Origin of the sequence: Kribbella sp. NBC_01245, from assembly GCF_036226525.1 — a bacterium.
Taxonomy (GTDB): Bacteria; Actinomycetota; Actinomycetes; order Propionibacteriales; family Kribbellaceae; genus Kribbella.
Genome location: NZ_CP108487.1, coordinates 681,215 through 696,642 on the forward strand (window position 1 = coordinate 681,215; position 15,428 = coordinate 696,642).

14 protein-coding genes are annotated in these 15,428 nt (G+C 67.1%); 7 read left to right on the forward strand and 7 right to left on the reverse strand.

Annotated elements, in window-relative coordinates; translation table 11 throughout:
• Positions 1 to 62: 62 nt before the first annotated feature.
• A complete protein-coding gene (locus tag OG394_RS02930; RefSeq protein WP_328993243.1) occupies positions 63 to 1,238 on the reverse strand; it encodes an RNA-guided endonuclease InsQ/TnpB family protein in 1,176 nt (391 codons plus the stop codon).
• Positions 1,239 to 1,336: 98 nt separating this feature from the next.
• On the opposite strand from OG394_RS02930, the gene allB reads away from it, so the two are divergent.
• Both allB and OG394_RS02940 read left to right on the forward strand, forming a co-directional pair.
• On the forward strand, positions 1,337 to 2,671 hold the full coding sequence (gene allB, locus OG394_RS02935; RefSeq protein ID WP_328993244.1) for an allantoinase AllB: 1,335 nt from the start codon (positions 1,337 to 1,339) through the stop codon (positions 2,669 to 2,671).
• Positions 2,668 to 3,501 carry a bifunctional allantoicase/(S)-ureidoglycine aminohydrolase gene (locus OG394_RS02940; RefSeq protein WP_328993246.1) on the forward strand — a complete coding sequence of 278 codons (834 nt, stop codon included), beginning with the start codon at positions 2,668 to 2,670 and terminating at the stop codon, positions 3,499 to 3,501. Before allB ends, OG394_RS02940 begins: the two co-directional genes overlap by 4 nt.
• A gap of 738 nt (positions 3,502 to 4,239) precedes the next feature.
• Here OG394_RS02940 and OG394_RS02945 read toward each other — a convergent pair.
• Together OG394_RS02945 and OG394_RS02950 are read right to left on the reverse strand one after the other, a co-directional pair.
• Complete coding sequence (locus OG394_RS02945; protein ID WP_328989881.1) at positions 4,240 to 5,316, reverse strand: IS110 family transposase; 1,077 nt, start codon at positions 5,314 to 5,316, stop codon at positions 4,240 to 4,242.
• Between the two features lie 284 nt (positions 5,317 to 5,600).
• A complete protein-coding gene (locus OG394_RS02950; protein ID WP_328993247.1) occupies positions 5,601 to 5,732 on the reverse strand; it encodes a hypothetical protein in 132 nt (43 codons plus the stop codon).
• A gap of 80 nt (positions 5,733 to 5,812) precedes the next feature.
• Here OG394_RS02950 and OG394_RS02955 point away from each other — a divergent pair, with 80 nt between their 5' ends.
• From OG394_RS02955 to OG394_RS02965, 3 genes are all read left to right on the forward strand, one after another.
• Positions 5,813 to 5,992, forward strand: coding sequence for a hypothetical protein (locus OG394_RS02955; protein ID WP_328993248.1), 180 nt, complete (start codon positions 5,813 to 5,815; stop codon positions 5,990 to 5,992).
• Positions 5,993 to 6,054: 62 nt separating this feature from the next.
• Positions 6,055 to 8,133 (forward strand): transglycosylase domain-containing protein, encoded by a 2,079-nt coding sequence (locus tag OG394_RS02960; RefSeq protein WP_328993249.1) that lies wholly within the window; start codon positions 6,055 to 6,057, stop codon positions 8,131 to 8,133.
• A 63-nt stretch (positions 8,134 to 8,196) separates the two neighbouring features.
• Positions 8,197 to 10,170, forward strand: coding sequence for an acyl-CoA dehydrogenase family protein (locus tag OG394_RS02965; RefSeq protein ID WP_328993250.1), 1,974 nt, complete (start codon positions 8,197 to 8,199; stop codon positions 10,168 to 10,170).
• A 6-nt stretch (positions 10,171 to 10,176) separates the two neighbouring features.
• On the opposite strand, the gene OG394_RS02970 is transcribed toward OG394_RS02965, so the two are convergent.
• The 4 genes from OG394_RS02970 to OG394_RS02985 form a co-directional block, all read right to left on the reverse strand.
• A complete protein-coding gene (locus OG394_RS02970) occupies positions 10,177 to 10,503 on the reverse strand; it encodes a DMT family transporter (RefSeq protein ID WP_328993251.1) in 327 nt (108 codons plus the stop codon).
• Positions 10,500 to 10,874, reverse strand: coding sequence for a DMT family transporter (locus tag OG394_RS02975; protein ID WP_328993253.1), 375 nt, complete (start codon positions 10,872 to 10,874; stop codon positions 10,500 to 10,502). Before OG394_RS02975 ends, OG394_RS02970 begins: the two co-directional genes overlap by 4 nt.
• Positions 10,871 to 11,431 carry a TetR/AcrR family transcriptional regulator gene (locus tag OG394_RS02980; RefSeq protein WP_328993254.1) on the reverse strand — a complete coding sequence of 187 codons (561 nt, stop codon included), beginning with the start codon at positions 11,429 to 11,431 and terminating at the stop codon, positions 10,871 to 10,873. Before OG394_RS02980 ends, OG394_RS02975 begins: the two co-directional genes overlap by 4 nt.
• Positions 11,432 to 11,492: 61 nt before the next feature.
• Entirely contained in the window at positions 11,493 to 12,017 is a 525-nt protein-coding gene (locus tag OG394_RS02985) for a carboxymuconolactone decarboxylase family protein (protein ID WP_328993256.1), read from the reverse strand.
• On the opposite strand from OG394_RS02985, the gene OG394_RS02990 reads away from it, so the two are divergent.
• Both OG394_RS02990 and OG394_RS02995 read left to right on the forward strand, forming a co-directional pair.
• Complete coding sequence (locus OG394_RS02990; protein WP_328993258.1) at positions 12,016 to 12,933, forward strand: aminoglycoside phosphotransferase family protein; 918 nt, start codon at positions 12,016 to 12,018, stop codon at positions 12,931 to 12,933. The genes OG394_RS02985 and OG394_RS02990 overlap by 2 nt on opposite strands.
• Positions 12,934 to 13,124: 191 nt before the next feature.
• On the forward strand, positions 13,125 to 15,425 hold the full coding sequence (locus tag OG394_RS02995; protein WP_328993259.1) for a glycoside hydrolase family 97 catalytic domain-containing protein: 2,301 nt from the start codon (positions 13,125 to 13,127) through the stop codon (positions 15,423 to 15,425).
• The last annotated feature ends 3 nt before the right edge of the window (positions 15,426 to 15,428 follow it).

Below are 15,428 nucleotides of genomic sequence, written 5' to 3' on the forward strand. Positions count from 1 at the left end.
TTCAACCGAGAGGGGCGTCGCTTGACGTCCTCCCCTGCCTGGAGGCGGGGGATTCCATCCCACTACGCGGAGGTAGCGAGATGAGGTTCACGCTTCAACGGCACAGACCTCGTGCCTCGGCGTGCAGTCACGGCCCGTCCGGCCGCGATATTCCTAGCTGCATTCACATCAGCATGCGCGGTATGGCCGCAGGCAACACATCGGAAGGCCGCTTGGTTCTCGCGGTTCTCCGACGCGCAATGCCCGCACTCCGCGCACGTCTGACTCGTATACGCCGGGCTGACCTTCTCGACCCGCCCCGGCGCTTTCTGCTCCAACCGAGCGACAAGCTGACCCCAGCCCTGAGCGAGGATGCCCCGGTTCAACCCCGCCTTCTGTCGCACGTTCCGGCCCGGCTGCTCGACGGTGCCCCGCGCCGACCGGGTCATGTTGCGGATCTTCAGGTCCTCGACCCGGATCACGTCGAACCAGCGGGCCAGGTCGGTGCTGATCTTCTCGACCCAATCCTTGCGCCGATCCGCCTCCCGAGCCTTCAGCCGGGCGATCGCTGCCTTGACCCGGGTGCGACGGTTCGACCCTCGCAGGCAACGGGCCAGCCACCGCTGCAGCCGCTGCAACCGCGCTTGTTCGGTGGCACGCAACCCCGGGCACGCGAGCAGTTCGCCGGTGGACAGCGCGGCCGACACGGCAACACCCCGGTCAATCCCGACAACCTCACCGGTCCCGGGTGCGGGGATCGGGTCGGGGATGGCTGCGAAGGCGATGTGCCACCGGCCCGCCGAGTCGCGGGTGATCCGGTACGACTTGGCTTCGGGCACCCGCCGCGACCAGCGGAACTTGATCCAGCCGGCTTTCGGCACCCACACCCGACCCCACTTGCGGTTGATCCGCTCGACCCGCTGGGCCTGTGGCCCGACGATCCGGAACCCCTCGTGCCGGCCGGCGCTGCGCCACGTCGGCCTGGCATGGGTACCACCCCAGAAGTACCGCCACGCCTGATCAAGATCACGCAACGCCTGCTGTTGCACCGTCTGCGACCCGGCCGCCAGCCACGGCTCCGCGGCGCGGGCTTCGGTCAGTTGCGCCGCCTGGGCCACGTATCCGGGGGTGGGTGGCCGTCCTGGTCGCCACATCAGCCGTTGTTCCAGCCCCAGGTTCCACACGTACCGGGCGTGGCCGCAGTGCCCCAGCAACGCGGTCTCCTGCGCGGGGGTCGGGACAAGCCGGTACCTGGACACACCACCAATGGTGGCGGCCGCCACCGACACTTTCCTGAAGGGAGGGACCGGCGCTACCTCCCCACCCTAAAGGACGGGATTTCCACGCCGGTACGCCGATGACTGCGTTGGACCTTGTCATCCGGGCTCGCCGTGTGCTGAGTACTGCGGGCGAGGGACCGTTGGTCGTCGGCGTCAAGGACGGCCGGATCGCCGCCATCGAGTCCCACGGCTCCGGGCTCATGGGCGCGGAACTGGTCGAACTGGGCGACGACGTGGTGCTGATGCCGGGCGTCGTGGACTCTCACGTCCACGTCAACGATCCGGGGCGCACCGACTGGGAGGGCTTCACCAGCGCGACCAAGGCGGCCGCGGCCGGTGGCGTCACCACGATCATCGATATGCCGCTCAACAGCATCCCGCCGACCTGCGACGTACCGGCTCTTGAGGTGAAGCGGAAGACCGCTCGCGGTCAGGCGTACGTCGATGTCGGGTTCTGGGGTGGTGCGATTCCTGGCAACGTCGCTTCGCTGGAGCCCCTGCACGACGCAGGTGTGTTCGGGTTCAAGTGCTTCCTGCTGCACTCGGGCGTGGACGAGTTCCCGCCGTTGGACTCTGCGCAGCTCGAATTGGCGATGCGCGAGATCAGCTCGTTCAACGGGTTGTTGATCGTGCACGCCGAAGACGCCCACGGGATCGACGCCGCGCCTGTTGCGGACGGGGATAGCTACCTCGGCTTCTTGCGCTCGCGGCCGCGCGAGGCGGAGAACGTCGCGGTTGCGGAGGTGATCGAGCTCGCGCGCCGGACTGGATGCCGGGTGCACATCCTGCACGTGTCCAGCGCCGACGTCCTGCCCTTGCTGGCCGCTGCTCGCCGCGACGGCGTCCCGATCACCGCCGAGACTTGCCCGCATTACCTGACGTTCTGCGCGGAGGAGATCCCGGATGGCGCGACGCAGTACAAGTGCTGCCCGCCCATCCGCGAAGCCGAGAACCGCGAGCTGCTCTGGCAGGGTTTGCGGGACGGGCTGATCGACCTGGTGGTCTCGGATCACTCGCCGTCGACGGTCGACCTCAAACACCTGGACACCGGCGACTTCGGTACGGCCTGGGGCGGTATCGCCTCGTTGCAGCTCGGCCTGCCGGCGGTGTGGACCGAGGCGCGCGAGCGTGGCTTCAGCCTGGCCGACGTCGCCCGCTGGATGTGCCAGACACCTGGCGCGCTTCTGGTCGGTAAGGGTCGGATCGAGATCGGGTACGACGCGGACTTCTGCGTCTTCGCGCCCGACGACTCGTTCGTGGTCGACGTCAACGCCCTCCACCACAAGAACGCCATCACGCCGTACGCCGGGCGGACGCTCGCCGGCGTAGTCCGCAGCACCTGGCTGCGCGGCAAACCCATCGACCTCAACGCCGACCCGGTCGGCCGATTGCTTTCGCGAGGAGACCAATGAACCAGCCGCGCTATTACTCACCGACGGGCGGGCATCCCGCGCAGACCGAGCTGACCACCGACCGCGCAGTCTTCACCGAGGCGTACGCCGTACTCCCGCGCGGCACGATGCGCGACATCGTCACCAGCCAGTTGCCGTTCTGGGAGAACACGCGGCTTTGGGTGCTCGCGCGGCCGCTGTCGGGGTTCGCCGAGACGTTCTCGCAGTACATCGTCGAGGTCGGACCCGGCGGCGGCAGCGACAAGCCGGAGACGGATCCTGGCGCCGAGGCGGTCCTGTTCGTTGTCGAGGGCAACCTTGTGCTCACGGTCGCCGGGGAGAAGCATGACCTCACGCCGGGCGGTTATGCGTTCCTGCCGCCGGCCGCCGACTGGACTCTGCGCAACACCAGTGACCAGGTGGCCCGGTTCCACTTCGTCCGCAAGGCCTACGAGGCGGTGGAGGGTATCGACGTACCCGACGCTTTTGTCACGAACGAGGTCGATGTCGAGGGTAACGTGATGCCGGGCACCGAAGGCGTGTGGTCGACGCAGCGGTTCGTCGACCCGCTCGACGTACGGCACGACATGCACGTCAACATCGTCTCGTTCGAACCCGGTGGCGTGATCCCCTTCCCGGAGACGCACGTGATGGAGCATGGCATCTACGTGCTCGAAGGCAAGGCGGTCTACCTGCTCAACAAGGATTGGGTCGAGGTGCAAGAGGGCGACTTCCTCTGGCTCCGCGCCTTCTGCCCCCAAGCCTGCTACGCCGGCGGCCCATCTCGCTTCCGCTACCTAATCTACAAAGACGTAAACCGCCACCCGAAACTGCCAAGCCGACTCCTCTGACCGCTCACGCCCGGACCGCCAGGTCCACACGACGGCCCGATACAGGGCGAACGAGGACGCATACGGCGACCGCGTGGTGCTGGTCGTCCGCAAACCGGCACAGCCTTCACGACATCTGGGGACAACTCTCCCGCGAAGTGCCTTGTTGTGCTTGCACACGCGCGACATAACCAGGCACCTCGCGGAAGGGGGTGTCCACAAGTCGGCCCGCAGGGTTGGGAAAGTGGGAATCCCCGTGTACGGCGTCCCACGGCCGAAGCCCTCCGGCGGCGACCGGCGAGCTCTACCACTGAGCCCCAGCGGCCCGCCTCCCTCCTCCCGCGAGTGGTCATCCCTGAAGGGGTGGGGTTGTGCAAGGGGCTGGTGGGTGCGTGTTTTGTGGGGTTCCGGTCGGGTTTTGGGCAGCGTGGTGTGCGGCCGGGGTCAGGGCCGGCCGGAGGCCGCCCGGAGGGCTTGGTCTTGACGCTGGTCGTAGACCATCGCCAGCCTTGCTGTGACCGGAATGCCGGTATAGGGGTTGTGGGTCGGTTCTCCATCCCTTGTCTTGTGCAAGGGTCCGGCAGGTCGGGTTGCTCGACTGCCCTGTCATCCCTTCGCCCCGCAGGTCTTGGGGGCATGGAGTGGTTCGGCCCGCAGCGCGCGAGGTCAATCACGTACAACGACCGTGCCCTGGATCACCGGTTCGGGATCGGGAGGTCTGACCACTCAACGACCCTGCGTGCGCTGCGGTCGAGCTACTCATACCGGGTCCTGGCAGCGGGCCAGCGCACGGATCTCGTGGTCGCGCAGCCCGTAATAGACCAGGGTGAGTAGTTTGCGGGCCGCGGCGACCTTGGCGATGTTGGTACCGCGGCGTTGCTCGATGCGGTGCCGGTCGGCAGCGATCTTGGCCACGGTGGCGTGCTGCACGGCCTCCACCGCTGCCCACCGCACCAGCCGGGAGCCCTGCTTGCTGATGTGACCGCGGTGAACGGTCGTGTCGGACTCACGATGCCGCGGGGTCAACCCTGCCCAGCTGGCCAGCGCGGCGGCGTTGGCGAACCGGTGCACATCACCGATCTCGACCACGAACACGGCCGCGAACGTCGGCCCGACACCAGGCAACTGCTGAATCACCCGATACCCCTCATCACCGGCCAGCCGGGCCGCAATCAACGCCGCGAACCGGGCCTCTTCCCGATCAAGATGATCGATCAGATCCAGCAGCGACCCGACCCGGACCGCATACGCCGCCGGCAACCGGCACCCCGCCAGCCATTCGCGCCCGGCGACACCGAACAGGTCACTCACCCTCGCCCCGAGACCATTCTTGGCCAGCACCGCATGAACCTGCGCCTTCAACCCCGACCGGACCTTCACCAGCTTGGCCCGATACCGCACCAGCTCCCGCACCTCCCGCACCGGCGGCGGCGCGATCCACGCCTGCGGCAACCGCCCCATCCGCAACAAATCCGCCAGATCGAACGCGTCCCGGACATCGTTTTTCACCCGCCGGTACCTGAACCCTTTCACCCCCAGCGGATGCGCCAAATACACCTCCGCACCCGCCGCCCGCAGCTCGTCCACCGCCCAGTACCAGCCATACGTGGCCTCGACCACGACCCGCGGCACCGGACCCGCCAACCCGATCTGCTCGCGCAACACCTCACGGTCATTCACAATCCGGACCCACCCCAACGACTCACCAGACTCAGACTGACGAGCAATCACCGAACGCCGCCGATGCAGATCAATACCCACAACCTGCCGACCGTCGTACTCTGCACACATAAGGGGCCTCCTTCCCCACTCGTGCAAAACCTGCACACCGAGCATCACTCGGAAACCACGACGGGCGGGAGGCCCCGCCCCTTCATCGCATCACGTCTGCACCTCCCCAGCATCTGCACATCTTGCAGCGCGGCCGTCGCCCACCCCGCGACCTTCCGCGAGTGGTCAGGTTCGGACGCGACCACTCGCGGGAGGAGGAAGGGAAGGTGGCGGGCGTTCGATCCGGTACCAGGTTTTCCCGACGTCTAGGCGTGGGAGGGTGCGCGGGTCGGACCGCCAGGTTCCTTACGCCGTTGGTAGGCCGAGTGCGGCGCGCAGTCGGTCGGGGCTCATCGCGCCCGGTGCGGTGGCGGCGGGAAGGAGTCGAGCAGCTTGATCAGGTCGTCGCGTCGGGTGGGATCGCCGGCGGCCTGACGCGGTGTGGCTCCCGCAAGCGCCGGAATCGACTCGTCCAACCTCACCTGAGGGAATGAAGTTGTTCGTCACGAAACAGGGTGGCCTTCCGGCACTTCCCGACACCGGTCACTAGGCCGACCCGTCGTTGGCCGAGCTCTCGACGTACGTCACTGACAACCGGACCGTGCCCTTCATGGACCAGCTCTGGCCGAACCCCAAGGTGCAACAGACGATGCTCAGCGGTCTGCAAGAAGTCTTCAGCGGCCAGTCCACACCGGACAAGGTCCTCAAGGCGATGGACAGCGACTACAGCGCCGGCTCCTGACAGGACCAAGTGAGGACTCGCCACGGGTTTTGAGGATCGGATCGCCGAACTAACCTGGAGGTATGCGTGCCGCCAGTGGCGGTTTTGGCAGTGGGGTTCAGTCGGTGATCAAGTTCCTCGGCTTGAGCATACTGGCGGGCGCGCTGGCAGCCGGGCTGGCCGTTCCGTTCGCCGGCTTCGCGGGAATCGGCACCGACAAGATCGTGGAGTCGGTTCACGGCCTGCCGGTCGAGCTGGAAACCGAACCGCTGGCCCTCAGGACCAGGATCCTCGCGGCGGACGGCAGCCTGATCGCCACCCTGTACGAGCAGAACCGCGTCCCGGTGCCGTTGAGCCAGGTCAGCCCGATCATGCGCAGGGCGATCGTGGCGATCGAGGATTCGCGCTTCTATGAGCACGGCGCCGCCGATTTGAAGGGCACGCTGCGCGCGCTGGTCAACAACCAGGTGGAGGGCACGGTCGAGCAGGGTGGATCCAGCATCACCCAGCAGTACGTGAAGCAGAGTCTTCTCGACAAGGCAACGACCGCCGAGGAACGCCGGAAGGCCACGGCCGTGACGTACCAGCGCAAAATGACCGAGTTGCGGTACGCCATCGCGGTCGAGAGCCAGTTCTCGAAGGACCAGATCCTCGAGCGGTACTTGAACCTGGTGAACTTCGGCGACGGCGCGTACGGCATCCAGACCGCCGCTCAGCACTACTTCCGGACCTCGGCCAAGAAGCTCAACCTGCCGCAAGCCGCGCTGCTGGCCGGACTGGTGAAGAACCCGACCGGTTTCGACCCGACGAACAACCTGGAGCGCGCCAAGGAACGCCGCGACCTCGTGATCAACCGGATGCTCGAACTGCGCGTCATCTCCCCGCGGCAGGCGATCAACGCACTCAAGACCCCGGTGATCGACCTCGCCAAGGTGCAGAAGGTCCCTAACGGCTGCGCCAACTCCCGCTATCCCTTCTACTGCGAGTACGTGGTCGCGAAGCTGCTGGATAACCCAGCGCTCGGCAAGACCGTCGCTGCGCGGGACGACTACCTCAAGACCGGCGGCCTGACCGTCAGGACCTCGCTCGACCCGAGGATCCAGGCCGCCGCGCAGGCCTCGATCCGGGAGCACAGCAAGACCACCGACAGCGCCATCGCGGCCATCACGGTCGTCGAGCCCGGCAGTGGTCTGGTGAAGGCGATGGTGCAGAGCAAGCCGTACGGCAAGGGCAAGAACCAGACGTCGTACAACTACAACGTGGAGAAGTCCTACCCCGGTGGTTACGGCGGGTTCCAGAACGGGTCGACGATGAAGGCGTTCACGCTCGCGGCCGCACTCGAGAAGGGCATCCCGCTCAACTACCGGATCAACTCGCCCGACCAGATCGACCTCAGCGGGAAGAAGTTCACCACCTGTACGGGCACGACCCGGGATCCGGACTACCGCCCGCGGAACTCGACCAGGAGCGGCAACCTCACGCTGATCGAGGCAACCCGCTACTCGACCAACACCTACTTCCTGCAACTCTCCCAGCGAACCGGCCTGTGTGCGCCGGCCACGATCGCCGCCAAACTCGGCATGTACAACGCACAAACGCTCAAGCCACTCGATCAGGTCGTATCGTTCACGCTCGGCGTCGGCTACGTGACGCCCTTGATGCTGTCGAACGCGTACGCGACCTTCGCGGCCCGCGGCAAGTACTGCCGACCACACCTGATCACGTCCTTGCTGAACAAAGATCGTCAGCCGATCAAAACTCCGGGCGTCGATTGCAAACAGGCCATCGCGCCTTCCGTGGCCGACAGCGTCAACCGCGCGCTCAGCGCCGTCATGGAGCCCGGCGGCACTGGCGGACGCCTGAACTTCGGCAACTGGGACTTGGCCGGCAAGACCGGGACCATCCAGGACAACGAGGCCGTCTGGTACGCCGGATACGCACCGAATCTCGCGGCGGCCGCGGTGGTGGCCGACGCCAACCTGCCGTACACGAACCTGCAGTACGGCCACACGCTGGACGGTCAGGACATCTCCGATCCGACCGGCTCCGGCACCGCCGGACCGCTGTGGCGAACCGCGATGGAACGCGCGCTGAAGGGCATGCCGCTCGAGCGCTTCATCCCGCCGCCCGCGTCAGCCGCAGGCCCTCCCGAGCCCCGCTGAGTGGTTCCCACTGGGCTACTTACGAGTAAGACTGGTGAGTAGTCAAGCGAGGAGGGATACGGCGTGACCACGGAGCGGATACGTACGGATCAGACCACCGAGGATGAGACCACCGAGGGTACGGCGCGGGATGTCGGCGAGCGCGAGGCCCGGGAAGTCGCGGAAGCGGCACGCGAGACGGGCTGGAGCCGGCCGAGTTTCGCCAAAGGCCTGTATCTCGGCAACTTCGACCTGTCGCTCATTCACCCGCATCCACGGCCCGCCGCGGACGACGTCGCGCGTGGCGAGGCGTTCCTCGCCAGACTCAGAGCCTATTGCGAGACGCTTGACGGCCTGCTGATCGAGCGCGAGGCCAAGATCCCGGACGAGTACATCCAGGGTTTCGCCGAGCTGGGCGTGTTCGGCATCAAGATCCCGACGAAGTACGGCGGCCTGGGCCTGCCGATGTCGTACTACGGCGCGGCGCTGATGCTGGTCGGATCGGTTCATCCCAGCGTCGGCGCACTCGTCTCCGCGCACCAGTCAATCGGCGTACCGGAGCCGGTGAAGCTGTTCGGCACCGAGGAGCAGAAGCAGAACTTCCTGCCACGCTGCGCGGCCGGTGCGGTGACGGCGTTCCTGCTCACCGAGCCCGATGTCGGCTCTGACCCCGCTCGGATGGCGTCGACCGCGACGCCGACCGAAGACGGCAAGGCCTACCTGCTCGACGGCGTGAAGCTCTGGACCACGAACGGCGTGATCGCCGAGCTGGTCGTCGTGATGGCACGGGTGCCGGAGCACGAGGGCGGGCGGGGCGGTATCAGCGCGTTCGTCGTGGAGGCCGACTCGGTTGGCATCACGGTCGAGAACCGCAACTCCTTCATGGGGCTGCGAGGTATCGAGAACGGCGTCACGCGGTTCCACCAGGTCCGCGTGCCGGTCGAGAACCGCCTTGGCCGCGAGGGCGACGGCCTGCGGATCGCGCTGACCACCCTCAACACCGGACGACTTTCCATTCCGGCACTGTGTACGGCGGCCTCGAAGTGGTGCCTCAAGATCGCGCGAGAGTGGTCGGCGGAACGAGTCCAATGGGGCCGGCCGGTCGGCAAGCACGCCGCGGTGGCGGAGAAGATCTCGTTCATCGCGGCCACCACGTTCGCGCTCGAGGCGGTGCTCGACTTGTCGGCGCAGCTGGCGGATGCGGGCAGCAAGGACATCCGGATCGAGGCCGCGCTCGCCAAGCTCTGGTCCAGCGAGATGGCCTGGCTGATCGCCGACGAGCTCGTCCAGATCCGCGGTGGACGCGGCTACGAGACCGCCGACTCCCTCGCGGCACGGGGTGAGCGCGCCGTACCGGCCGAGCAGGTTCTGCGGGATCTGCGGATCAACCGGATCTTCGAGGGCTCCACGGAGATCATGCACCTGCTGATCGCCCGCGAGGCGGTTGACGCGCACCTGGCCGCGGCCGGCGACCTTGCGTCAAAGGACGCCGACCTGCCGGCCAAGGCGAGGGCCGCGGTGAAGGCGAGCGGCTTCTACGCGAAATGGTTGCCGCAGCTCGCCGTCGGCAGGGGAGCGGTGCCCACGTCGTACGCCGAGTTCGGGCCGCTCGCCAAACATCTCCGGTACGTCGAACGGGCGTCGCGCAAGCTCGCGCGGCAGACGTTCTACGGGATGGGCCGGTGGCAGGCGAAGCTCGAATACCGGCAGGGTTTTCTGGCCCGGATCGTGGATATCGGCGCGGAGTTGTTCGCGATGTCGGCCGCGTGTTCGCGCGCCGAGATGCTGCGTAACGACGATCCGGAACGGGGTGCGAAGGCGTACGAGTTGGCGGGCGTCTTCTGCGAGCAGGCGCGGCTGCGGGTGGACCACCTGTTCGAGAAGTTGTGGAGCAATACCGACGACGATGACCGGCGGCTGGCGAACGACGTACTCGATGGCGCGCACACCTGGTTGGAGGACGGCATCGTCGACCTGTCCGAGGGGACCGGGCCGTGGATCGCGCGGTGGGAGCCTGGCGAATCCAAGGCCGACAACGTGTCTCGCCGGTACCGCTGAGACGGGTCAGTGCGCGCTGGCGCCGAGCTCGACGAGGAGCACGCCGGGGGCGATGAGGAGGATGCCGGCACTCATGAGAGCGGTGAGGGGCTCGCGGAAGATGACGCGGGCCAGGAGCGCGGTGAGGGCGACGCCGGTGGCTGCCCAGATTCCGTAGGCGACTCCCAGCGCCATACCTCGATCGAGGGAAAGGCTGATGAAGACGAATGCGAGCACGTAGCCGGCTGCGATCGCGCCGATCCAGCTCTTCTTCCGCATGCCGTCGGAGGCGCGCAGGGACATGGTCGCGCCGACCTCGGCGATGATGGCGGCGATGAGGAACAGCCACTTCATGCCGCCATCTCCTGGTTCTCGTGGTTCTGCCGGTTCTGTTCGTGCTGCTGGGCCTTCTGGGAGCCGAGCTCGACGGTGAGCACGCCCGCGATGATGAGCATGATGCCGAGGCCCATCAGTGCGGTGAGCGGCTCGTCGTACAGGACGGCTGAGAGCAGTGCCGTGACGGTGACGCCGCCGGCTCCCCAGATGCCATAGGCGACGCCGATCTTCATTCCTTGCCGTAGGCAACCAGCCACGAAGATGAACGAAGCGACGTAGCCCGCTATCACCACGACATACCAGGCGGGCTGGTCGAGTGCGGCCTTGAGGGACAGGGTTGCCGCGACCTCGGAGCTGATCGCGGCTGCCAAGGTGAGCCACTTCTTCACAGGGCCGCCTTTCCGTTGAATGCGGGGTTGATCAGGGAGTGGAGTTGAGCGATGAGTGCATCTCGATCCGGGCCTGGCACGAGGACGCCGGTCGCCTCGGCAATCCACAGTCCGTCCGCTGCCAACCGGGCGCTGAGGAGCCGGACGCGGAGGTCTTGATCGACCACGTCGTCGACCTTCAGCCAGCGGCCCATGACCGCTTCCCAAGGAGCGCCGAGATCAGGGTTGGCTAGCGACTCGACGAAGACCGCAAGGTCGGCCCGGCTGATCCGACCGGCTGCGACCACGGCGATATAGGCGTGGATGCGCTCCTGCGCGGTCGTCTCCTCGAAGGGCTTGCCCAGCCAGGTGACCATCGCCTCCTCGACACGCTCGGCGACGTACTCACAGACCGCCAAGACGAGCTCATCCCGGGTGTGGAAGTGGTACTGAACGCCACCTTTGGTGACGCCGGCCTCCTGCGCGGTCGCGTCGAACGTGATGTCGACCGACCCTCCCTCACGCCCCGCCAATCTGAACGCCGCATCAAGAATCTTGGTTCGCGAACTCGGCCTCATAGCCGTAACTATACCATACGGCTGGTGTAGTTACGGCTGCAGGCTCAGGCTCGGGTGCTCGTTAGCCGAACTGGCCGGGCTGGTAGTCGCCGCCGTGTTGGCGGGTGATGACGCCTATCCGGTTGGTGGCGTTGATGAGGGCGATGAACAGCGTCAGGGCGGCGAGTTGCTCTTCGTCGTAGTACTTGGCGGCGTTCGCCCAAGCGTCGTCCGTGACACCGCCGGCCGCGTCGGCGATGCGGGTGCCCTGTTCCGACAGTTCCAGCGCGGCGCGCTCGGCGTCGGTGAAGACGTTGGACTCACGCCAGGCCGCGACCAGGTTGATGCGCGTCGGGGTCTCGCCGGCGTGCGCGGCGTCTTTGGTGTGGACGTCGGTGCAGAAGCCGCAGCCGTTGATCTGGCTCGCGCGGAGCATCACCAGGTCCTGGGTCGCGGTCGGGATGGTGGAGTCGGCGATGATCACCCGGCTCGCCGATGCGATGTACTTCAGGGACTTGGCCGCGATCGGGCTGTCGGTGAGGTTCAAGCGGGTCGGAGTGAAAGTCGATTGACCGTTGGCGGGGTGGGTGTGAAACTCCGTTGCCATGTCCAAGGTCGCGAAGCTGCACGATGACGAGGTGGACATTGACGCGTCGTTGGTGGCGCGTCTGTTGGCCGAGCAGTTCCCGCAATGGGCCGGTGCTCCGGTTGAGGTCGTCGCGTCGTCGGGCACGGACAACGTGACGTTTCGGGTGGGCACCGACCTGGCAGTCCGGCTGCCTCGTACCGAGCGGACGCAGGGGCAGGTGGAGAAGGATCTGACTTGGATGCCGCGTCTGTCCCCTCAGCTTCCGCTTGCCGTGCCCGAGCCGCTGGCTCTCGGGGCGCCGGGCGCGGGCTATCCGTTCAACTGGGGCGTGTACCGGTGGCTGGAGGGCGAGCCCTTCCGGTGGGATCGGCTTGCCGACCCGATGGCCGCGGCGCGCGAGCTGGCCGAATTCGTTCGCTGCCTGCAGGCGGTCGACACGGCCGGGGCTCCGGTTCCGCCGGACGACCCGTTCAGTCGGGGTACGCCGCTGGCGCCGCGTGACGCGCTCTTCCGCGAGGCGCTGGATGAGTTGCGCGACGAGTTCGATACCGGACTCGTGCTTGCCGCGTGGGAGGCGTCGCTGGCAGCCGACACCTGGGACGGTTCGCGCAGCTGGATCCACGGCGACCTCATGCCGGGCAACGTACTGGTTGCCGACGGCAAGCTTGCCGCGGTCATCGACTTCGGTACGGCGTGGGCCGCCGACCCAGCAGGCGATCTTCTGGCCGCCTGGTACTTGTTCGAGGGCGATTCACGACGGGCCTTCCGTGACGCGATGGACGTCGACCAGGACACCTGGATCCGCGCCCGCGGCTGGGTCCTGTCCCTGGAGATGATCGCGATCCCGTACTACCGGACCCGCAACCCCGCCGCGGTGAGCGACGCCCACCCCTTCGTCGCCGACCTCCTCGCCGACTTCACCGCCGACCACTGACCCGAGCTGCCGCGGAGTTCCGGAACCGGGGGTGGGGGATGAGGCGTTGACAGCGTGGGACAGGGGACCTACCTTCCTGCGTGGGTGAGCGCTTGATCGCTCAGGGACACGGCGGTTCGCCCGGTACTGATCCGCCCATCAGTCGAGCCGCCGCGCGCCCCCTCATCGTGGTGGCCAGAGGAAGTGTCCCTATGTCCTTTGTCATGCCCGAAAACGTCAACATTCCCGAAAGCCCCAAGCGTCGGTCGCGACGTCGCGCGGCTGTGGTCGCGGCCGTGGTGATCGCCGGCGCCTTGCAGGGGGTGTCGTCAGCGAATGCTGCTCCCGGCTCGTGGTCTACGGCGCAGCCGGGTGCCTCGAGCGGTGGGTGCGATGGCGTCCGCGCGACCATCGCGCTCGACGCCGTCGGCAAGGCCCGGCTGAGTGCGACCGTCAACTGCCAGGACGCGCTCGCCCCGGCGCAACTTGGGCTGACGACGTCCACCGGTGATTATCGCGACGGCCTCGAGTTCGTCAGCCGCAGCGACGCCACCATCACCGACAACTACACGACCGTCACCGGCAAAGAGCGAGTCCGCAATCGGACGGCGACGCTGACCACTTTCGAATTCCGCAAAGCCGGCAATACCTTCTCGGTCATCCTCCGTACGTCGTCCGCGGGTATCGCCTTCCGCTACCAGCTCGGCACCGCCGGCACCGTGACCGACGACGCGACCGAGTTCGCCGTACCTGCTGACACCTCGGTCACGGCCGCGCCGTACTGGCCGGCGCACGAGGCACTCTGGTCGACCGCCACCATCGGTTCGCTCGCGTCCGGGCTCTACGACTACGCGCCTTTGCTGCGCCGGACCAACGGCGTGAGCGTGTTGCTGGCCGAATCCGATCCGTCCGGGGCGTTCGCCGGCGCCGGTCTTCGCAAGTTCGGGAACGGCTTCGAGGTGGAGGTGCAGACGCCGTCGCTCCAGGTGCCGGCGGGATTCCGGACACCCTGGCGTACGGCGACGATCGGTTCGCCTGCCACCGTGTTCGAGTCGACGTTGGTCGATGACGTGGCCAGGCCGTCGCAGATCGCGGACACCTCGTGGATCAAACCGGGTATCAGTTCCTGGAGCTGGATGGACGGCGGCCATGCGACCCAGCGCGACCTCAACCGGCAGAAGGCGTGGGTCGACTACGCGGCCTCGCAGGGGTGGCCTTACGTGCTGGTCGACGACGGCTGGAAGGACATCACCTGGATGCCGGAGCTGACCCAGTACGCCGCGCAGCGCGGTATCGGCATCTTCCTCTGGTACCACTGGACGGACCTCGACACGCCTGCCGAACGGGATCAGCAGTTCGGCCGGATCACCGGCTGGGGTGTGAAAGGTGTCAAGCTCGACTTCATGGACAGCGACGGCCAGGCGCGGTACCAGTGGTACGACGCCGCCCTCGCCGACGCCGCGCGGTACCGGTTGATGGTCAACTTCCATGGCGCGCGTCTGCCGCAAGGGGTTTCGCGAACCTGGCCGAATCTCCTTACCCAGGAGGGAATTCGTGGTGGTGAGTTCCTCGATGGTTCGCGAACGATCGGGCATGTCGCGGCCGCGCCGTTCGGCCGGGGCGCGGTCGGTGGTGCCGACTACACGCCGATGGGCTTTCAGCATGCCCAGCCGAACAGCGGTGCGGTCGAACTCGCGCTCGGCGTTCTGTATGACTCGGGTCTCTTGCTTCCGGCCGGCTCCCGTTCGTCGTACGCCGCTCGTCCGGCCGCGCAATGGTGGCTGAGGCAACTACCGACCGTGTGGGACGAGACCCGGCTGCTGGCGGGTACGCCGACGACCGGTGCGGTTGTTGCCAGACGCAACAATGGCAGGTGGTACGTCGGAGCGATGCGCGTTGGCGGGCCGACGAGCATTGGCTACTCGACCGCATTCCTGGGTAGCGGGACGTGGCAGGCGGAGATCGTGAACGACACGGCGGGCGGCGGGTTCAGCCGTACCAGCCAGACGATCCAGGCCGGTCAGGCGCTCACGGTGCCGACGACGGTGACCAACGGCGGGCACGTCGTACGGTTCACCAAGGCCGCGACGTTGCCCGTCGAGCCCTCGCGGGTGCTGGTCGAGAGCACTGGGCAGTCGGTCAACGTCGCCTTCGCCGAGCAGACCAATGGCGCGGCCGTGATGCAGTGGCCGGCCAACGACGATCCGAACAGCCGGTTCCGGTTCGAGTCGGTCGGTGATGGGCATGTCCGGATGATCGCGCAGCACAGCAGCAAGGCCGTCGTCACGCTCAACGCCAGTACGTCGGCCGGCGCGCCGATCATCCAGTACAGCTGGGAATCCGGCCCGACCCAGAACGACGAGTGGCTCGCCGAGGACGCCGGCGGCGGCCGCTTCCGCCTCCTCAACCGCGGCAGCGGCCTCTACCTGACCATGCCGAGCACCACCGCTGGAGCCCAGTTCACCCAATCCCCGTTCGACGCATCACCTCGCCAACTCTTCCGCATCGGCTGACTG